General features: G+C 72.2%; 16 protein-coding genes and 1 riboswitch. Of the genes, 6 read left to right on the forward strand and 10 right to left on the reverse strand.

Annotated features, from left to right (window positions below; genetic code table 11):
* Positions 1-130 precede the first annotated feature (130 nt).
* From ACZ4VI_RS25660 to ACZ4VI_RS25670, 3 genes are read right to left on the reverse strand one after another with little or no spacing between them, the layout of a single operon-like run.
* Positions 131-1,039: a polysaccharide deacetylase family protein gene (locus ACZ4VI_RS25660; RefSeq protein ID WP_468002803.1), complete on the reverse strand. Its 909-nt coding sequence runs from the start codon at positions 1,037-1,039 to the stop codon at positions 131-133.
* Positions 1,036-2,202: a maleate cis-trans isomerase family protein gene (locus ACZ4VI_RS25665; protein ID WP_468002805.1), complete on the reverse strand. Its 1,167-nt coding sequence runs from the start codon at positions 2,200-2,202 to the stop codon at positions 1,036-1,038. Before ACZ4VI_RS25665 ends, ACZ4VI_RS25660 begins: the two co-directional genes overlap by 4 nt.
* A complete protein-coding gene (locus ACZ4VI_RS25670; protein WP_468002807.1) occupies positions 2,199-3,524 on the reverse strand; it encodes an MFS transporter in 1,326 nt (441 codons plus the stop codon). The genes ACZ4VI_RS25665 and ACZ4VI_RS25670 overlap by 4 nt, the downstream gene beginning before the upstream one ends.
* 145 nt (positions 3,525-3,669) lie before the next feature.
* Here ACZ4VI_RS25670 and ACZ4VI_RS25675 point away from each other — a divergent pair, with 145 nt between their 5' ends.
* Positions 3,670-4,344 (forward strand): GntR family transcriptional regulator, encoded by a 675-nt coding sequence (locus tag ACZ4VI_RS25675; protein ID WP_468002809.1) that lies wholly within the window; start codon positions 3,670-3,672, stop codon positions 4,342-4,344.
* Here the strand turns inward: ACZ4VI_RS25675 and ACZ4VI_RS25680 are convergent, their stop codons facing one another.
* The 3 genes from ACZ4VI_RS25680 to ACZ4VI_RS25690 form a co-directional block, all read right to left on the reverse strand.
* Positions 4,345-5,061, reverse strand: coding sequence for a flavodoxin family protein (locus ACZ4VI_RS25680; RefSeq protein WP_468002811.1), 717 nt, complete (start codon positions 5,059-5,061; stop codon positions 4,345-4,347).
* Positions 5,062-5,182: 121 nt separating this feature from the next.
* On the reverse strand, positions 5,183-6,094 hold the full coding sequence (locus ACZ4VI_RS25685) for an endonuclease/exonuclease/phosphatase family protein (protein WP_468002812.1): 912 nt from the start codon (positions 6,092-6,094) through the stop codon (positions 5,183-5,185).
* 192 nt (positions 6,095-6,286) lie between these two features.
* Complete coding sequence (locus ACZ4VI_RS25690) at positions 6,287-6,910, reverse strand: ankyrin repeat domain-containing protein (protein ID WP_468002814.1); 624 nt, start codon at positions 6,908-6,910, stop codon at positions 6,287-6,289.
* A gap of 288 nt (positions 6,911-7,198) precedes the next feature.
* Between ACZ4VI_RS25690 and ACZ4VI_RS25695 the strand changes: the two genes are divergently transcribed.
* From ACZ4VI_RS25695 to ACZ4VI_RS25710, 4 genes are all read left to right on the forward strand, one after another.
* Positions 7,199-8,419, forward strand: coding sequence for an RNA ligase (locus ACZ4VI_RS25695; protein WP_468002816.1), 1,221 nt, complete (start codon positions 7,199-7,201; stop codon positions 8,417-8,419).
* Between the two features lie 3 nt (positions 8,420-8,422).
* Positions 8,423-9,340 (forward strand): phosphatase domain-containing protein, encoded by a 918-nt coding sequence (locus ACZ4VI_RS25700; RefSeq protein ID WP_468002818.1) that lies wholly within the window; start codon positions 8,423-8,425, stop codon positions 9,338-9,340.
* Between the two features lie 77 nt (positions 9,341-9,417).
* Entirely contained in the window at positions 9,418-10,530 is a 1,113-nt protein-coding gene (locus ACZ4VI_RS25705; protein ID WP_468002820.1) for a CapA family protein, read from the forward strand.
* Between the two features lie 58 nt (positions 10,531-10,588).
* Entirely contained in the window at positions 10,589-11,866 is a 1,278-nt protein-coding gene (locus tag ACZ4VI_RS25710; RefSeq protein ID WP_468002822.1) for a phosphoribosyltransferase family protein, read from the forward strand.
* Between the two features lie 23 nt (positions 11,867-11,889).
* Here the strand turns inward: ACZ4VI_RS25710 and ACZ4VI_RS25715 are convergent, their stop codons facing one another.
* The 4 genes from ACZ4VI_RS25715 to ACZ4VI_RS25730 all read right to left on the reverse strand — a co-directional run bounded on the left by ACZ4VI_RS25715 (position 11,890) and on the right by ACZ4VI_RS25730 (position 17,367).
* Entirely contained in the window at positions 11,890-12,753 is an 864-nt protein-coding gene (locus ACZ4VI_RS25715) for a transglycosylase SLT domain-containing protein (RefSeq protein ID WP_468002824.1), read from the reverse strand.
* A 2-nt stretch (positions 12,754-12,755) separates the two neighbouring features.
* A riboswitch (cyclic di-AMP (ydaO/yuaA leader) is annotated at positions 12,756-12,915 on the reverse strand.
* Between the two features lie 313 nt (positions 12,916-13,228).
* On the reverse strand, positions 13,229-15,265 hold the full coding sequence (locus tag ACZ4VI_RS25720) for a phosphocholine-specific phospholipase C (protein ID WP_468002826.1): 2,037 nt from the start codon (positions 15,263-15,265) through the stop codon (positions 13,229-13,231).
* Positions 15,266-15,448: 183 nt separating this feature from the next.
* Positions 15,449-17,095, reverse strand: coding sequence for a SpoIIE family protein phosphatase (locus tag ACZ4VI_RS25725; protein ID WP_468002828.1), 1,647 nt, complete (start codon positions 17,093-17,095; stop codon positions 15,449-15,451).
* A gap of 11 nt (positions 17,096-17,106) precedes the next feature.
* Complete coding sequence (locus ACZ4VI_RS25730; protein WP_468002830.1) at positions 17,107-17,367, reverse strand: LapA family protein; 261 nt, start codon at positions 17,365-17,367, stop codon at positions 17,107-17,109.
* 179 nt (positions 17,368-17,546) lie between these two features.
* Between ACZ4VI_RS25730 and ACZ4VI_RS25735 the strand changes: the two genes are divergently transcribed.
* Entirely contained in the window at positions 17,547-19,790 is a 2,244-nt protein-coding gene (locus ACZ4VI_RS25735; protein ID WP_468002832.1) for a PAS domain-containing protein, read from the forward strand.

Here is a 19,790-nt window from a genome sequence, read left to right on the forward strand (position 1 = left end):
GCAGGTTGCCGGTGCAACTTTTTTTTTTTTGGTAGGGGGGGGGCGGCGGGGGGACCACCCCCCCCCCCCCCCCCCCCCCCCCCCCCCCCCCCCCGGGGGGGGCCCCCCCCCCCCCGCCACGCCGCAGCCGTCAGCGCATGTCCGCGGGGCGTTCGGCGCCCTCGAAGGGGAAGCGGCGCCGGAAGTCGTCGGCCGCGTCCTCCAGGGTGCAGAAGCTGACGCCCTCGTGGCCCGACACGTACTCGATGAAGCGCTCCAGCATCAGCAGCACCTGCGGGCGCCCGCTCACGTCCGGGTGCAGCGTGACCGGCACGACCGCGTAGTCCAGCTCGCGGTGCACCCAGTCGAACTGGTCGCGCCAGTCCTGCTCCAGGGCGCGGGGGCTGACGTACCCGTGGCTGTTGTGCGCGTGCTTGTTGAACATCATCGGCGGCAGGTCGTCGACGTACCAGTTGCCGCAGAACTCGACCAGGTCCACTTCGTGGCCGTGGACCAGCGGCTTCATCCAGTCCTTGGCCTCCTTCGTGTAGTCGATCTTCGTCCAGCTGTCGCCGACCCGGGCGTAGAAGGGGGTGAAGTCCCGGTAGTTCTGGCTGTGGTCGTACGAGAAGCCGTACTTGTGCAGCAGGGCCGCGGTGTGCGGCGACATCTCCCACCAGGGCGCCACATAGCCGCGCGGCCTGCGACCGGTGTACTCCTCGATGAGCTCGACCGAGCGGGCGAGGACGTCCTCCTCCTGCTGGGGGCTCATCGCGATGGGGTTCTCGTGCGAGTAGCCGTGCGCGCCGACCTCGTGACCCGCCTCCACGACCATGCGGGTCTGCTCGGGGAAGGTCTCGATCGAGTGGCCGGGGATGAACCAGCTGGTGCGTATCCCGTACCGCTCGAAGAGCTTCAGGAGCCGCGGGGTGCCGATCTCGCCGGCGAAGACACCGCGCTGGATGTCGTTGGGCGAGTCCTCGCCGCCGTAGCTGCCGAGCCAGCCGGCGACGGCGTCCACGTCGACGCCGAGCGCGATCCTGATGTCCTTGGTGGTCATGCGACGGGGGCCTTTCCGTACGTGTCGAGAAGGTGGTGCAAGCGGTCGATCGCCGTCGCCATGACGGCCTGGTCGGCGGCGCTCCAGTCCCGCTCGTTGAGGCTGTGGGCGGAGATCCAGCCGGTCATCTCCGTGTCGCGGACGACCGGCGAGAGGAGCTGGGCGTGGACTCCGTAGACGTCGATCAGCGCCTGCGGCGGGCGCGGGTCGGCGCCGAAGCGGGGCTGGACGAGCGGGACCCGGTGGCGCTCCAGCCACTCGACGGTGTTCAGCCGGCGCTGGTCCAGCGAGGCGTCGCGGCGGATCGACCGCACGCCCGTGCCCAGTGCCTCGGCCGCGGTGAGATCCACGTGCAGGCAGTGCCCGGGCAGGTCCAGCCGGAGCGTCGTCCGGTCCGCGCCGACGGCCTCCCGCAACTCGCCGAGGACCCGCTGGAAGCGGGCGCGCAAGCTCCCGGAGCGCAGCAGTTCGCCGTGTCCGCCGAGGACCGGGTGGGCCCCGGCGAGGTCGAGCGCCTTCCAGAGGGTGGCGGCGACGCTGTCGAAGACCGGGACGCCGAGGGCCTCTTCGAGCCCGGCCGCCGCCCCCGCCCCGTACACGTTCGTGCAGACCACGGCGACCGCGTGGACGGAGCCGGCGGCGGCCTCCTCGATCTGACGGGCGACCTCGGCTTCCGGGATCCGCGCGAACGCCTCGTTGTCGCTGACGCCGAACGGCTCGGCGAGCACGCACTCCAGGCCCTCGGCGGCGTACGTCGTGACGATCCGCTCGGCGACGTCCGCCGTGTAGGGGACGGCGAGACCGAGCCGGGTCACGCCGTAGGCGGCGCAGGCGTCGAGCAGGGCGAGGGTGGAGGTGGTGGCGGGGATCCCGGTCGCCTCGGTGAGCGCGGCGCAGAGCGCGCGGTCGCGCTCGACGCCGAGCCACGAGCCGGACGTGCCGTTCCACACCAGGACGTCCACCCGCGCGTCGGCGAGCTGCCGGGCGGCGGCGACCATCGGCCCCGGGTCGAACTGGGCGTCGGAGCCCCCGTCGAGGGCGATCCGGGTGACGGGCACGCGGGCGAAGTGCGCGCTGACATCCCGTACGTCCGTCAGGAGGCGGTAGGTCACCGGCTCCAGGCAGGTGTTGGAGGACGGGGTGAGCATGCCGATACGGGTCATCGGACGGAGAGCCTTCTGCTGTAGTCGAGGACGAGGGAGGAGAGCGTGAACAGCACGCCGGCGCCGACGAAGTAGAGCAGCGCCCAGGTGTACGAACCGGTGCCGCCGACGATGTAGCCGACCGCGATCGGGGTGACGATCCCGGCGATGTTGCCCGACAGGTTCATCGCGCCGCCGACGACTCCGGCGTTGGCCCGGCCGGCCAGGATGGAGGGCAGCGACCAGTAGAGCCCGGCCCAGCGCAGGAAGAACATGACGACGGAGAGCAGGGTGACGGCGGTCGCCGGGTCCGGGACGAGGACCACACCGAGGAGCCCGGCGACGACGGCCGTGCCGGCGACGCCCATCATCGAGCGCATCACCTTGTTCGCCCCGGCGCCCGCCGCCTTCCAGCGGTCGGAGACCCAGCCGCCGGTGAGCTCGCCGACGAAGCCCGCGCCGAAGATGACGAGCGTCGACCAGCCGATCGTCTTGATGTCGAAGCCCTTGGTCTCGGAGAGATAGAGCGGGCCCCAGGTGAGCAGACCGTAGAAGACGCCGTTGAAGCCCATCCAGCCCAGGCACATGGCCCAGAAGGAGCGGTGCCGCAGGTACGGGCGCAGTCCGGTGCGCTCGTCGGCCGGACCGGCCGCGTCCTCCTCGGCGTGCGCCCGCTCGATGTACGCGGCCTCCGCCTCGTTGACCCCGGGGTGCTCGCGCGGGGTGTCGCGGATGTACCAGGCGGCGTACAGACCGACGGCGACGGTGAGGATGCCGGCGATGACGAAGCTGAGCCGCCAGCTGCCCGTCCAGGCGATCAGCGCGGAGATGATGACACCGCCGAGCGCCGCGCCGAGCGGGGCTCCGCCGTCGAGCAGCACGGCCCCGCGACCGCGCTCCTTCGCGGGCAGCCACTGGGCGTTGAGCTTTCCGCCGGCCGGCATGACCGGGGCCTCGACGGCGCCGAGCAGGAGGCGGTAGCCGAGCAGCGAGCCCGCGCCGGTCGCGGCGGCGGTGACGGACTGGGCGACGCCCCAGCCGATGCACGCGCCCGAGACCATCTTCCGGGGGCCGAAGCGGTCGGCCAGCCAGCCGCTCGGGATCTGCATCAGCGCGTACGTCCAGAAGAACGCGCTCAGGACGAAGCCGGTCGTCTCCTTGGAGAGCCCGAGGTCCTCGGTGATCAGCGGCAGGGCGACGGAGACGGAGCCGCGGTCGATGTAGTTGAGGGCGACGACGCCGAGGAGCAGGACGAACATCTTCCAGCGGACCCGGCTGGGGCGTCTTCCGTGGGTGGCGGCGGCGGTTGCCTCGGCGGTCTCGCCGACCGATGGGGTACTCATGGGCAAACCCTCGATTCACGCATCGGACAGGGTGAAACACGGAGGAACCATCGCCTCCGCGTTTTGGTATACCAAAGAATGGGGGCACCTCCGGGCGTCGTCAAGCGTTTGGTATACCGTGATGACTTCGATACGGGGAGGACACATGACCGGGACCCAGGCGGCCGCCGAGACCACACCGACCGCAGGCGGCGGATGGCTCCGCGACCAGGTCTGCGAAGGGCTGCGGGACCGCATCATCACCGGTCGCCTCAAGCCCGGCGACCGGCTGGTCGAGCGCGATGTCGCCGAGGAGTTCGGCGTCTCCCGCGTACCGGTGCGTGAAGCCATCCGGATCCTGATGGGGGAGGGGTTCCTCCAGGCGCTCTCGCCGCGCCGGATCGTCGTCAAGGAGCTGTCACGGCAGGACGTCGAGAACCTCTTCGACATGCGCGAGGCCCTGGAGGTCCTCGCCGTCCGCCGCGCCGCCGAACGCCGCACGGACGCTCAACTCGACGAACTGCGCGAGCTGTTGGAGGAAGCGCGGAAGGCGACGCTGTCGGGCAGGGCGGAACGCATCTCGCGCGCCAACACGGCCTTCCACCACCACATCGTGGAACTCTCGCGCAACGACCTGCTCGCCACGACCCTGGAATCGCTGGAGGGCCGGCTGCGCTGGCTCTTCCAGCAGATCGACGACCCGGGCCCCCTGTGGGACGAACACCGGATCCTGTACGAGGCGATCGCCGCGGCCGACGCCGACGCGGCGGCGGAGTGCTCGCTCCACCACATCCGCCACTACCGGGACGTGGCGCTCCGCCTCCTCTTCGAGCAGAACTAGCTACCGGTGTTCCGGGTTCGGGAAGTCGGCGCGGCAGCCGGCGTCCCAGGCCGAGCGCTGGTTGCCGTGGGCCGGGACGCCGCCCGCCCGCTTGAGCATCGCCGCCAGGTGCATCAGGTTCCAGGCCATGAACGACGTGTTGCGGTTGGTGAAGTCGTTGTCCGGACCGCCCGAGCCCGGGTCCAGATACGAGGGCCCGGGCCCGGCCTCGCCGATCCAGCCCGCGTCCGCCTGGGGCGGGATCACATAGCCCAGGTGCTGGAGGCTGTAGAGCACGTTCATCGCGCAGTGCTTGACCCCGTCCTCGTTCCCGGTGATCAGACAGCCGCCCACCCGGCCGTAGTACGCGTACTGGCCCTCGCTGTTGAGCAGACTGGAGCACGCGTACAGCCGCTCGATCACCTGCTTCATCACCGAGCTGTTGTCACCGAGCCAGATCGGCCCGCACAGCACGAGGATGTCCGCCCCCATGACCTGCTCGTACAGCCCGGGCCAGGCGTCCGACTCCCAGCCGTGCTCGGTCATGTCCGGCCACACCCCGGTCGCGATGTCGTGGTCGACCGCCCGCAGCACCGAGGTCCCCACGCCCTGCCGCTCCATCACGGCCCTGCTGCGGTCGATGAGCCCCTCGGTGTTGCTGACCTCGGGGGAGCGCTTGAGCGTGCAGTTGACGTACAGGGCGCTCAGATCGTCGTAGCGGTACGCGGTCGCCGACATCGGCCGTCTCCTCGCGGGGCTCGGGTCACGGGCGTGCCGCGGTACGGAAGCCACGCCACGCCGCCAGCCTCTTCGGCTCCGGGCGCACGGGCCAACCGGGAGGGACCGACCGGATGACGGCTCAGAACCGTACCCGCGCGGCCACCGGCAGATGGTCGCTGCCCGTGTCCGGCAGCGTCCACGTCGCGCCCACCTCGGCCTCGCCGCCCGCCAGTACGTGGTCGATACGGGCCAGCGGCAGGCTCGCCGGCCAGCTGAAGGCGAAGTCGTCGCGGTTGCCGCGCACCTGGGACAGCACGGGGGCAAGGCCCCGGTCGTCGACGGTGCCGTTGAGGTCGCCGAGGACCAGCACCGCCGCGGACCGGTCGGCCGCGAGCGCGCGCCCGAGCCGGGCGGCGCTCTCGTCGCGCCACCCCGTCGCGTACCCCTGCGTCGCCCGCACCCGGACCGACGGCAGATGCGCCACATACGTCGCCACCGGCCCGCGCGGACTGCGGACGACGGCCCGCAGCCCCCGCTCCCAGCCGGCCTCCACCTCCGCGGGCTTGAGGTCGACGCGCCCGATGTCCGTCAGCGGGTACTTCGACCACAGCCCGACCGTCCCCACGGTCGCGTGGTACGGATGCGTCCGGCCGAGAGCGATGCCGTAGGCGGGCAGGCTCGACGCCGTCAGCTCCTGAAGCGCGACGACATCGGGGTCCGGGCCGAGAAGGATCCGCGCGACACGGGACGGGCTGGCGTTCTCGTCGCTCACGTTGTGCTGCACGACCGTCAGCTCGTACGGCCCCGAGGCGTCCGCCGACGCGAGGACCCCCCGGAACACCCCCAGCCACACGGCACCGACGACCACACAGGCGACGGCCGCGACGACCGAGCGGCGCACGGCGGCGATGATCAGGCCGACGGGCACGGCGAGCGCGAGCCACGGCAGGAAGGTCTCGACCAGACTGATCGGGTTCCCCGGCAGCCGGGGAAGCCGGGAATGGACCAGCAGCAGCAAGCCGACGACCGCCATGACGACAGCCGTGAGCACCCCCCGCCTCCTTCGTGTCCCCTCCACATGACCCCCTTCGGGGGAGGGGACGCCGTCCCGCGAGATCCAGTTCCCTACAGCACGGCCACCCCGAGCGGCCGTTCACCCGCGGCCGGCCGCCTCAGTGGCCACCCAGGCGCGCCCCCGTCACCGCGGCGGCCGGTGTCAGCACGTGTGCGATCCTCGCTTGCCTCATCGGGAGGTCTTCCGCCCGCGGCGCGCCGACGCGGCCTCGAGCAGGCCCGCGATTCCGGCGAAGCCGCGGCGCCGCGCGTGTTCCAGCGGCGTCGTCCCGTCGTGGTCCGCGAGCAGCGGATCCGCCCCGGCGGTGATCAGCAGCTCGACGATCTCCTCGTGCGCGCGGCCGCCGTCGCCGAGGATGACCGCCTCGAGCAGAGCGGTCCAGCCCAGCCGGTTGACGTGGTCGACGTCCATGCCGGTCTCGCGCAGGACGGCCCGTACGTACGCGACGTGGCCGCGCTCCGCGGCCGGGATGAGCGAGGTCCCGCCGAAGCGGTTGGTGAGCGTCAGGTCGGGACCGGCGGAGAGCAGCAGGCGCATCATCCGCACGCTGCCCGTCACCCCGGTGACCAGCCACGGCGTGTCCGCCCGTGCGTCGCGCGCATCGGGATCGGCACCGGCCTCGACCAGCAGCGCTGCTGCATCCACCTGGTCCGCCAGCGCGGCCAGCAGCAACGGCGTACGGCGCTCCTCGTCCCGGCACTCGACGTGCGCTCCCGCGCCCAGCGCGGCGGCGACCCCGGCGGTGTCCCCGTGGTGGGCGGCCGCGAGCAGCAGCCGGTCGTTCGGATCCATGGACGTTCTCCTTCTCGCGGCGGCCAGGAGCTTCCCGGTGGGTGTCGGTCCGCTCTCCTCACCATCGTGCGTGCGCCGACGCCCACCGCCGGTCGGTCCACCGGATCGCCGCCGAGCACCGTCCGGTGGACCGCCGGGTCATCCGATCGGACGACCCGGCGATGCCGTGAGAGTTCCGACCACGGGGGACCCTCCCGCCCCGCGACGCCAGGCCCGACCAGCAGGAAAACCATTGTCGGTACGGGGCCTCCGCAGGTGACAATGAGTCACCACCGACCAGGAGGAACCATGAGCCAGGCGCACCTGACTCTCCAGGAGCTGCTGCCCGCACAGGAGTTGGCCGCGGCCATCGACGCCGGGCACGTCACCCGCAAGGCACACCCCGAACTGCCGCTGTCGATCTACACGTACACGCGGGTGTGCCAGTACGAGCGGATCTGGAACCAGGTGACCACGCGCTGCCGTGGGCTCGTCGCCGACGACGCCACCGGCGCGATCGTCGCGCTGCCGCTGCCGAAGTTCTTCAACGTCGGTGAGCACGAGACCGGTCGGCCCTACGCGCCCGCGCTGCCCGACGAGCCGTTCGAGGTCTACGACAAGGTCGACGGCAGCCTCGCGGTGGTCTTCCACTACGCGGGCCGGTGGCAGGTCGCCTCCAAGGGGTCCTTCATCAGCGCGCAGGCGACCTGGGCGCAGCGCCGGCTCGACGGCCGGGACACCGGGGCGCTGACCCCGGGTGTCACGTACCTCGCCGAGATCCTGTACCCGCAGAATCGCATCGTCGTGGACTACGGAGACCGGCGCGACCTCGTGCTGCTCGCCGCGTTCGGCCCGGACGGCGCCGAGATCCCGCTCGCCGAGGCGGCCGCCGACTGGACGGAGATCGGCTCCGTCGTACGGACCTGGCCCGCCATGCCGCTCGACGAACTGCTCGCCCTCACCGAGTCGAACACCCTGCCCGGCGGACACGCCGCCACCGGCACGGACGCCGAGGGATTCGTGCTGCGCTACGCCTCCGGCGTGCGCGCCAAGGCCAAGCTGAGCGAGTACGTACGCCTCCACAAGGTGCTCACCGGGGTCACCGAGCGGGACATCTGGCGCAGCCACGGCATCCAGCGTTTCGCCGGCACGTCCGTGAAGCGCCTCGCGCAGGGCCTCGGATGCTCGGTCGCCGAGCTCGGCGGCGTCACATCGGCGGGCGGCCGGCCGCTGGACGCCCTCCTGGAGCAGGTGCCCGACGAGTTCGACGCCTGGGTGCGCGGGGTCATCGACCGCCTGGAGGACGAGGCCGCGGCCCGGGAACGCGCCATCGACGAGGCCTACAAGTCAGTCGCTCACCTCGCCGCCGACCGGGGTGCCTTCGCCCGGGCCGTCAAGGCGCTGCCGGTCGACCCCGACATCCGGTCGGCCCTGTTCCTGCGCCTCGACGGGCGTCCGACCGACCTCTTCGTCTGGCGCACCGTCAGGCCCGAGGCGTCCGATCCTTTCACGACCGATGTGGAGAACTGAGCCGTGCCCGACGTACACGTCATGACGGGGCTTCCCGCCTCGGGGAAGACCACGGCCGCCCGCCGGCTCCAGGCGGAGTCCGAGGGCCGGATGCGCCGCGTCAACCTCGACGACCTGCGCACCATGCTGGACGTCCCTGCCCCCGAGCGCGGCCGCTCGCACGCGCACGAGCGGACCGTCCTCGACATCCAGGACGCGGCGGTCCGCTCCGCCGTCGAGGGCGGCTTCGACGTGGTCGTCGACAACACGCATCTGACCCCGCACATCCCCAAGCGGCTGAAGGCGGCGGTCATCGGCCTCGACGCCCGCTTCGTGGTGCACGACTTCACCGGCGTACCGGTCGAGGAGTGCGTACGCCGCGACGCGGCGCGCGAGCGGTCCGTCGGCGAGGAGATCATCCGCATCCTCGCCGACAAGCACGCCAAGGCCACCCGGGGCGGCTGGCGCCTGACCGCCGAGTGGCTCGGCGACCGGCCGGCCGCCGCACCGTACGTCCCCGATCCGGCGCTCCCCTCGGCCGTGCTGTGCGACATCGACGGCACGCTCGCGCTGCGCGGCGACCGCGGCCCGTACGACTTCACCCGCTGCGACCTCGACGTGCTCAACGTCTCCGTGGCCCGCGCGCTGCGCGCCTTCCGCAGCGCCGAGAACGACACGATCGTGCTGCTGTCCGGGCGCAGCGAGGACCACCGCGCCCTCACCGAGGCATGGCTCGCCCGTCATGGCGTGCCGTACGACGAGCTGTGGATGCGAGCCTCGGACGACGGCCGGGGCGACGACATCGTCAAGGCCGAGCTCTTCGACGCGCACATCCGGCACCGGTACGCGGTACGCGTCTCGCTCGACGACCGCGACCGTGTCGTCGCCCTCTGGCGCCGCATGGGGCTGCCGACCTGGCAGGTCAACTACGGCAACTTCTGAGCCACCGGCACGCTGCCGACCCCACCCCGGCCTGATCGCCACCGGCCCGTCGGGCCCGCTGCGTCTACCCTGGGTGTATGGGCAGTGACCAGGTCGGACTGTTCCTCTGCGGCGACGTGATGCTCGGCCGCGGAGTCGACCAGATCCTTCCCCATCCCGGCGACCCGGCCCTGCGCGAGCGGTACATGCAGGATGCACGGTCCTATGTGGCGCTCGCCGAGTCGGTCAACGGCCCCATTCCCCACCGCGTGGACTTCGCCTACCCCTGGGGCGTCGCCCTCGACGCCCTGGACGCGGCCGCGCCCGACATCCGCGTCACCAATCTGGAGACGGCCGTCACCACGAGCGACGAGTTCGCGCCCGGCAAGGCGGTCCACTACCGGATGCACCCGGACAACCTGCCCAGCCTGACCGCCGCCCGCCCCGACGTCTGCGTCCTGGCCAACAACCACGTCCTGGACCACGGCCGCCAGGGACTCGACGACACCCTCGACGCCCTGGCGAAGCACGGACTGCGCACGGTGGGAGCGGGCAGGGACGCCGAGGAGGCGGCGCGACCGGCGGTCGTCGACCTCCCCGGCGGCGGACGGTTCGTCGCGTACGCCCTCGGCATGGCCTCCAGCGGCATCCCGCGCGACTGGGCAGCCACCGCCCGGCGCGGCGGCGTCCACTTCGCCGCCGGGCCCAGCGACCCCGCCGCCGGCCGTCTCGTCACCCGGATCCGGGACACGAGGCGCCCCGGCGACATCGTCATGGTGTCGCTGCACTGGGGCCCGAACTGGGGGTACGCGCTCTCCCGCGCCGACGTCGACTACGCGCACGCACTGATCGACGCCGGCGCCGACGTGGTGCACGGCCACTCCTCGCACCACCCCCGGCCCGTGGAGGTCTACCGGGGCAGGCTCGTGCTCCACGGCTGCGGCGACCTGATCAACGACTACGAGGGCATCACCGGCTACGAGCAGTACCGCGACGACCTGCGGCTGCTCCACCTCGTCTCGGTGAGGCCCGAGGACGGCGGACTCCAGGAGGTACGCATGATTCCTCTGCGGGCCCGGCGCATGCGGCTGGAACACGCCCCCGGCCGTGACGCGCGCTGGCTCCACGACGTACTCGGCCGGACGAGCCGGCCCTACGGCGCACGGGTCGACCTCGACGAGGACGGAACCCTCGTCGCACGCCCCGCCTGACAGGCGACGGCGCGCATCCGCCCGCGCGCACGCTCCGGACCAGGGAGACGAGCGGGACATGTACTTCACCGATCGCACGGACGCCGGACGGCAACTCGCCGCATGCCTGACCCATCTCAAGGGCCATGACGTCGTGGTCCTGGGACTTCCCCGCGGCGGCGTGCCGGTCGCCGAACAGGTCGCCGACGCGCTGGGGGCTCCGCTGGACGTCTGTCTCGTACGCAAACTGGGGGTGCCCTTCCAGCCGGAGCTGGCCATGGGAGCCATCGGCGAGGGGGACGTGCGCGTCCTCAACGACCACGTCCTGGCCGACACCCGGGTCTCCGACCGCGACCTCGCCGTCGTCGAGGCACGCGAGCGCGTCGTGCTCGGGCAGCGGGCCCAGCGCTACCGCGGCGACCGGCCCGCCGCCCGGCTCGACGGCCGGACCGCCGTGGTCGTGGACGACGGCCTGGCGACGGGCGCCACGGCGGTCGCCGCCTGCCGGGTCGTCCGGGCCCAGGGGGCCGCCCGTATCGTCCTCGCGGTGCCCGTCGCGCCGCACGACTGGCGGGAGCGGATCGGCCGGGAGGCCGACGAGGCCGTCAGCGTCCACGAGCCGGAGTTCTTCTACGCGATCGGCCAGTTCTACCAGGACTTCTCACAGACCTCGGACGAGGAGGTCGTCGCCTGCCTGGAGCGCCACCACGCCGGTCAGGGCTCGGGCGCCGAGGACCCGGAGGTGCGCATCCCGGCCGGGGAGGTGCAGGTCGCGGGCCGCCTCGTGGTGCCCGACGACGCCCCGGGTGTCGTGCTGTTCGCCCACGGCAGCGGCAGCAGCCGGCACAGCCCCCGCAACCGGGCCGTCGCCGAGAGCCTGAACCGCGCCGGTCTCGGGACGCTCCTGTTCGACCTGCTCACCGAGGACGAGGCGGCCGACCGCGCCAATGTCTTCGACACGGAGCTACTGGCCGACCGGCTGGCCCGGGCCACGCACTGGCTGGGCCGGCAGCCCGGCCTCGACGGGCTGCGCACCGGCTACTTCGGAGCCAGCACCGGCGCCGCGGCAGCGCTGTGGGCCGCGGGCGACCCGCTGTCCGAGGTGGCCGCCGTGGTCTCCCGCGGCGGCCGCCCGGACCTCGCCGGACCCCGCCTCGCCCAGGTACGCGCCCCCACACTGCTGATCGTGGGGGGCCACGACCCGCTCGTACGCGACCTGAACGAGGAGGCCCAGCGTCAACTCCGCTGCGAGAACCGGCTCGTCGTCGTTCCGGGCGCCGGCCACCTCTTCGAGGAGCCGGGCACGCTGGAACAGGTCGGCGAACTCGCCGCCGGCTGGTTCGCCGACCACTTCTAGAGCCGGTGCCTCAGGAGCGGCTGTCAGTACGGCCCGTTGACGTTGTCGATCGAGCCGTAGCGGTCCGCCGCATAGTTGCAGGCCGCGGTGATGTTGGCGACCGGGTCGAAGAGGTCCATCGAGGTGCCCGGCACGTGGTAGGCCAGGAACGTCGGCTCGATGACCTGGAGGAGACCCTTGGACGGGGTGCCCTTGACGGCGTTGGAGTCCCAGAGGTTGATGGCCTGCGGGTTGCCGGAGGACTCGCGCATGATGTTGCGGTGGATCCCCTCGTACGAACCGGGGATGCCGTACTGCGCCATGACGTCCAGCGACTCGCGGATCCAGCCGTCCAGGTCGTTGGTGTAGCTCTTGGCCGCGGGCTTGGCGGCGGGGGCTGCCTTGGCAGCCGGGGCGGCCTTGGCGGGGGCGGCGGCCCGCTGCGAGCGGTCGGCCCGGTCCGTACTCGACTTACGGGCCGAGGACTTCGGCTGCGACGCCGGCTTCTTCGGAGCACTCACGGACTTCCCGCGAAGGGTGAGTTCGAGCCCGGGGTGAATAAGTGACGGGTTGTCACCGACAGCTTCGCGATTCGCCCGGTACAGGGCCTTCCAGCCGCCTCGAACATTCTGTTCGTCCGCGATCACGGAAAGGGAGTCGCCGCGGACGACGGTATAGGTCTTGGGGGCGGAATTCTGCGCGGTGGGAATCGATTCCGCGATCTTCGCGGGCGCGCTGAAGACGGTCTTCTCGACGGGTGCCGTCTTGGGGGCCGCGCTGGGCGCCGCGTGCGCGGTGGCCGTGGCGACGAGGGGGAGGGCCAGTGCGGCGCCACCCGTGCTCGCGAGGGCGATACCGCGGGTGAGGGGACGTCGCTTGGGGCGCCGGTGCTTACCGTGAGCGGGCATGAAGGATTCCTCTCCGGCGCCTGCGGGGTGAGCTGTCGGGTTAGGGCTGGAGCTGCCCGGCCGCACGCGTGCGGCTTCACCCCTAGCCGCTCCGGGAATCCGGACCGGCGAAAAAACTGGGTCCCCCGCTCCTGCCGACGGGTAAATGGGGGGTTTATCGGACGGTGGCAGGATTCGGCGTTCCGTCCGGGTCGAGGTGACCGTAGGCGAGAAATGTCGACCGGAACAAGACTCGGCACGGGTGGGCAATGTGTACAGAATTCATCGCCGCGTTTCTCGCGGCCCCGACCGCGCCGAACTTCCTTGCGGTACAAGGGAAGGGGGGTGCCCCGAGGGCCGCAGGCAGCCCCACGTGATTCATGTCACCCGGGAAGCCAAAACGGTCATTCCAGGAAATTCAGCTGGGTCGAGAAAAGGGACACAAGGGCGTGTAAATACCCTTGTGTCCCTTTTGGCTGGAACTGTGGGAATACGTTCAGCCCGTGATGCTCGGGGCCCCCGTCTCGATGTGACCGGTGTAGCGGCGCGACCAGGTGCCGTCGATGTCGGCGAGGATCGTGAAGTCGTACCAGCCGTTGCTGTACGCGACGGCGTTGAAGAAGTCCTCGCGGGAGGAGCTCGCCGGGACCGTGTACGTCCAGGGCCCGTCCGTGCGATAGGCGTCCGAGCGGATCGTGAAGGTCACCGGCCCGGCGGAGGTGTTGGTCATCTTGAACCAGATCGCCGTCTTCCCGGTGCCGGGCTCGGTCGCGAACCGCGCCGCCACCTCGATCGCCTTGCCCGCCTTCGAGGCGTCGCCGATGAAGCGCCGCAGGAAGCGGTTGGGGCCCATCATCGAGATGTCGTACTTGCCCGAGCCGGAGCCGAGCCCGATGTTGAAGTAGTCCGTCGACGTGGCACCCGGGTCGACCGTGTACTGCCAGGCCGCCGTGTCCCGGTGCTGGTGCGGGTGGATCGTGAAGTGCGCGGCCCGCTTCGCCTGCGCGCCCTGGTTCGTCATCGAGAACCAGGCGAGGATCTTGCCCGCCGCACCGAACTCGAACCGGTCGAGGTTTCCGTTGACCTGGTACGGCACGGCGCGCGCCGGGCGGCTGCCGGACTCCTGCGCGGGCAGGGCATTGTCCTGCGGCACCGGGTTGGGCAGCGGGCCGCAGGTGGACTGCCCGATGACCCTGGCGGTGGACGGGAGGCCCGAGGGGACGCCGTACACCGGATGCGCGAAGTCGAAGACACCCGTCAGGTCGCCGGTCACCTTCCGCCGCCAGGCGCTGATGTTCGGGCAGGTGGCGGGGGTGCCGAGGGCGGCCGTCCAGGTCTCCATGAAGCGCAGCACGGACGTGTGGTCGAAGACCTCGGAGCTGACCCAGCCGCCGCGCGTCCAGGGCGACATGACGATCATCGGGACGCGGAAGCCCAGGCCGATCGGCACGCCGTCGATGTACTCGCCGGGGGTGCCGGGCGGGGCGACCGGCGGCGGCACGTGGTCGAAGAACCCGTCGTTCTCGTCGTAGTTGAGGAACAGTACCGTCGAGTCGAAGACCTCGGGGTTCGCGGCCAGTGCGCGGTAGACGAGGTCCACGAAGTGCGCGCCGTCACCGGGCGGGGCGTAGGGGTGCTCGGAGAACGCCTCGCTCGCCACCACCCAGGAGACCTGCGGAAGGGTCCCGGCGACGACGTCGGCGCGGATCGCGGCGGCGATGTCGTCCGGAGTGGAGCCGGTGACCTTCGGCACCGAACCCATCCCGCGGTCGTACAGCGGGTCGCCGGGCCGCGCGTCGGTGAACTTCTTGAAGTATGCGAGGCCGTTGTCGCCGTAGTTGTCCTGGGCGTTCTGGTAGACCTTCCAGCTCACGCCGGCCCGCTGGAGCGCCTCGGCGTACGTCTCCCAGGTCAGCCCGGACTCCTCGCCGCCGTCCTTGCTGGCGGCGTCGATCTTGCCGCTCCACAGGAAGGTGCGGTTGGGCCCTGTGGCGCTGAGCGCCGAGCAGAAGTACGCGTCGCAGACGGTGTAGTTGTCGGCGAGGGCGTAGTGGAAGGGGATGTCGCCGCGGTCGAGATAGCCGAGGGTGCGGGTGTTGCCGACGCCCGTGACCCAGTTGTCCATCCGGCCCTTGTTCCACGCCGCGTGCTGGGAGGTCCAGCTGTGCGGGAGGTCGCCGTTGCACTGGGCCAGGGTCTCGCCGTCGACGCCGCCCGCCGGTGGGGTGGCGCTCAGCTTCCACGGGTACTGCCGGCCGCCCCAGTTGGGCTGGTTGAAGGTGCCCCAGCCGCCTGGGGTGTTGCCCGCGGCCCGGTCGCCGAAGCCGCGGACGCCGCGCAGCCTGCCGAAGTAGTGGTCGAAGCTGCGGTTCTCCTGCATGAGGATCACGACGTGCTTGACGTCGGTGATGGTGCCGGTCGCGGCGGCTGCGGCGGCCGACGCCGTGCCCGTGGGCAGCGCCGCGCCGGCCGTGAGGCCTGCCCCGATCCCTGCCCCGATCCCGACGAATCCCCTGCGGCTGATGGAAGTCAATGCCCCGCCTCTCGTGTCACCCGGTGCCCTGATGGCACACGGTGGACAGAATGAGGGAGGGGGGCTTAAAGGTATACGACCGTGCGGTAAGTCTTGGGTGAACTTACGAGGGGCGGCAGTTGGTGGTATCTGATTGGTTCCCAAATGAACCAATGCGGGGCGGGCGCGTACGGTACTCCCCGGCTACGACGCCGGTCCGGCGCCGTCCCGGCGCAGCATCAGCAGTGCCGCGTCGTCCTCCGCGTGCGGGCCGCCGGTGAGCGAGTCGAGGAGGTGGTCGGCCAGCTCCTCCAGTCCGGGCGGGCCGTCGGCGAAGGCGGCGGCCAGGCGCGCGAGCCCGAGATCGAAGTCCTCGCCCGGCTTCTCGACCAGCCCGTCCGAGTAGAGCAGCAGCGTCTCGCCCGGCGCCAGACGGGTCGTCGTGTACGGATAGGGGGCGAGCCCCCACTCGGCGGGAAGGCCCAGCGGCGGGCCGCCCGCCAGCCGGACCCGCTCGACCGTGCCGTCGGCGTGGCGCAGCAGCGGCGGCGGGTGGCCCGCGTTCGCCGCGTGGACCTCTCCCGTGGCGAGCGCCACCCGCAGGTACTGGCAGGTCGCGAACCGGTCGGCGTCCAGGTCGGCGAGGAACGCCGACGCCTTCCCCAGCACGCTGCCGCACCCGTGCCCTTCCGACGCGTACGCGGTCATGGCGACACGCACCTGCCCCATCAGCGCCGCGGCCTCGGTGTCGTGCCCCTGCACGTCGCCGATCGCGAGACCGAGAGCGCCGTCGGGCAGTACCACCGCGTCGTACCAGTCACCGCCGACCCGCACCCCCTGCCGGGCCGTCCGGTACCGCACCGCGATCCGGCCCCCGGGCGTCGCCGGGATACGACGCGGCAGCATGGCGCTCTGCAGACCGGCGGCGATCTCCCGCGACCGGTCGAGCGGCAGCACCCGGTGCACCGCCCGGGCCACCGCCTTCGCCCAGGCGGCCATGAGCGTGTGGTCCGCGAGGCAGAACACGGACCGGTCGTCGTAGAACACGCCCAGGGCGCCGAGCGGCTGCCCCTCGTCGAACAGCGGCAGGAACGCGGCGGCCGAGGCGGAGAAGCCGTGCCGGAAGGGCGTCAGCCTCGGGTAGCGGTCCAGGAAGGCGTGGACGGAGGTGAAGAAGAGCGGGCTCCGCGTACGGGCGACGTCGTTCAGCGGCCACGAGTCCGCCAGCCGCGACCTGCGCGGGAACTCCGCGGCGCCGGGCGCGAGCACGGTACGGATCATCTGGAGCCGCCCCTGCTCGAGCACGCCGAGCGACATCGCCTTCGCGCCGAGCGGGCGCAGGCTCACGTCATCGCCGAGGACCGCCGCGACCTCGCGGACGCTCATGGCGCGGGACAGCGCGAGCGCACCCTCGCCCAGGGCGCGCAGCGGGTCCTGGGCCTCCTCGCCCGGCAGCCGCAACGCGGAGTGCGCCAGGTCCAGGGAGGCGTCCCGGACCACCCCCACCACCCTGATCGCCCCACCCGGCCGCTCGCGCACCACACTGCCCCGGGCGTGTGTCCAGCGGGTGCGCCCGTCGTGCAGCACGACCCGGAAATAGGCGCTGTACGCATCCCGCCGGCCGGCCAGGAGATCCGCCGAGAGCCCGGACAGCAGCGCCCAGTCCGCGTCCCGCACCCGGGGCCGCAGATCGCCGGCGAGGCCCGTGAACTCCGCCGGGAGCAGGCCGAACACCGACCGGCCCACGGAGTCCAGGGCCAGCCGGCCGGTCGCCGGATCCCACGCGAAGCAGCCCACGCCGGTCGCCGTCAGCGCCTCGCCCGGCTCCAGCCGTGGACCCCTGCCGCCCATGCGCGTGCCGGTCAGCGCCGGGCGCGCCGGCGGGCGACGAACAGGCCGAGGAGGATACCCACGAGAAGGGTGACCGTGAGGACGCTCCAGAGCGGCAGCGTGACCTCGGGAATCCACAGCCTGATCGTGACCGACTCCGTGTTCGCGGCGATGAACCAGATCGCGGCAGCCGCGAGCACGACGAATCCGATCGTACGCAGCCGCAGATCCCGGCCCTTGACGGTCACGGTCGAGGGAGGGTGCGGCGGTGATGCCTTCGCCTTACCGGCCATGGGGCCCATTATCGGACGTTCCGGGCGAGAGCGCTGGCCACGGTCGGCGGGCCCGAGGGGGCGTGGGCGGTCGGGACCCCAGGCCGCAACCCGAGGCGGCCCGGGATGCCGGGACTCCCGCGCGGAACTAGGCTGCTTCGACAACGGCAGATGTCCGCCGACGCCGAGTGCGAGGCAGGATGGCAGAACGTGAGGCAGGCGCGGGGCCGGAAGCCCGCGAAGGGCGTGGAGCCGGCGCCGATTTCGAAGGCCGTGGACCCATCGCCGTCTTCGACGAGCGCGGTGTGGTCCTGGCCTGGAGCCCGGCGGCCGAGCGGCTCCTCGGTGTGGACCGCACCCGCGTCCTGGGCCGACCCGTCACCGATCTGCTCACTCAGGTCGACGCCGAGGGGCTGTCGGAGGGCGTGACGGTCGGCCCCATAGGGAACGGGGGCCACCCCGGGCACTGGGGCCTGTGGCCCTCCGGCCCGCTCCCCGGAGGCATCCGCTCCGGAGTCCTGGAAGCCGTCTTCACCCAGTCGCCGGTCGGCCTGCACGTCCTCGACACCGAACTGCGGGTGCTCCGGATCAACTCGGCGGCCATCGGCATGCGCGGGGTCCCCGAAGAGGAGATCGTCGGCCGGCCGTTCACGGAGGTCTACGCCCGCTACGACCCCGAACGGATCGAGGGCAATCTCCGCCAGGTCCTGGCCACGGGCGTACCCGTGTTCGATGAGCGGGTCACGGGCTACCCGAGGGCGGACCCCACCCGCGAACACATCTTCTCCGTCTCCGTGTTCCGGCTGGAAGACGACACCGGCCGCCCCCTCGGAGTCGTCGCCTCCGCCGTCGACGTCACCGCCCGGGAGCGCGCCCGCGACCGCCTGGCCGTCCTGCACCGCGTCCACGAGCGGATGGGCCTCAGCCTGGACCCCATGCGGTGCGCGCGGGAGCTCGCCCGCGCCGTCGTGCCCACCCTGGCCGACGTGGCCACCGTCGCCCTCGCCGCCCCGCCGCTCCACGGCCCGGACGTGGACGTCCGCTCGGCGGGGGACACAGCCGGGGACAGGGCGCTGCGCTGCGCGGCCGTGTGGCCGGCCGACGCCGACGAGGCGCCGGAGGTGGGCTCCGTCCTGGACCCGGCCGACGGCGACCCGAGCCGGCTCGCTCCGTACGTCGAGCGGTCCGAGACGGCCGGGCCCACCCTCGTCGTACCCCTCGCCCTGCGCGGCATCCCGCTCGGCGTCGCCCGGTTCTCCCGGCCGCGCCGGCCGGACCCCTTCGAGGACGACGATCTGCGCCTCGCGGCCGACCTCGCCACCCACACCGCCATCTGCCTCGACAACGCCCGGCGCCACGAGCACGACCACGCGGTGGCGCTCGCCCTCCAGGGAAACCTCGTCCTGCCCGGCGGCACCGGCCGCAGTGCGATGGAGACCGCGCACCGCTACCTCCCCACCGGACTCGGCACGGGCGCCTGGTTCGACGTCATCCCGCTGTCCGGCAGCCGTGTCGCCCTGACGGTCGGTCATATCGCGGGCGTCGGCCCGGACGCGACTGCCGCCATGGTCCAACTCCGATCGGCCGTCCAGGCGTTGTCCGCGCTCGACCTCGACCCGCACGACCTGCTTGCGCGCCTTGACGACACCACCCGCCAGCTCGACGAGGAACGCGCGGCCGCCGGTACGGAGGGACACCTGACGGCCCAGTGCGTGTACGCCGTGCACGACCCCGTGACGGAGACCTGCTCGATCGCCCGCGCGGGCCGCCAGACCCTCCTCGTCGGCCACCCCGACGGAAGCTGGCGGACCCGGCCCCTGGAGGAGACCACCGCGCTGGGCGAGGACGGACCGCCGTTCGCCGCCGACGAGATTCAGGCGCCGCCCGACAGCATCCTCGTCCTGCTGTCCGGCCGGGCGACGCCCGACGACCCGGCCCTGGCCGGACTGCGCGCCCACCTGACCGGCCAGGCCCCGCCCCGTACGCTCAGCGACACCGACCTCGACGGCCTTCCCCTCGACCAGGCGGCCGTCCTCGTCGCCCGCACCCGAGCGCTCGACGCGGACGACATCGCCTCCTGGGGGGTCACCCCCGAACTGGCCTCCGTCTCCGACGCCCGCCGCCGGGCGGTCCGCCGAGTCGAGGAATGGGGCCTGGGGGAGACGGCCTTCGCCGTCGAACTCATCGTCAGCGAACTCGTCACGAACGCGATCCGCTACGGCACCCCGCCCATCCGGCTCCGTCTCATCCGCAACCCCGCAGACTCCACCGTGACCTGCGAGATCACCGACGCCGGAACAGCCGCCCCGCATCTGCGCCGGGCGCGGGCCGCCGACGAGGGAGGACGCGGACTCTTCATCTCCGGGGAACTGTCGGACCGCTGGGGAGTCCGCTGGTCGGAGCAGGGCAAGACGGTCTGGACCGAGACCTCGTACGCACCCTGA

The sequence above is a fragment of the Streptomyces sp. NPDC029169 genome (genome assembly GCF_055563935.1).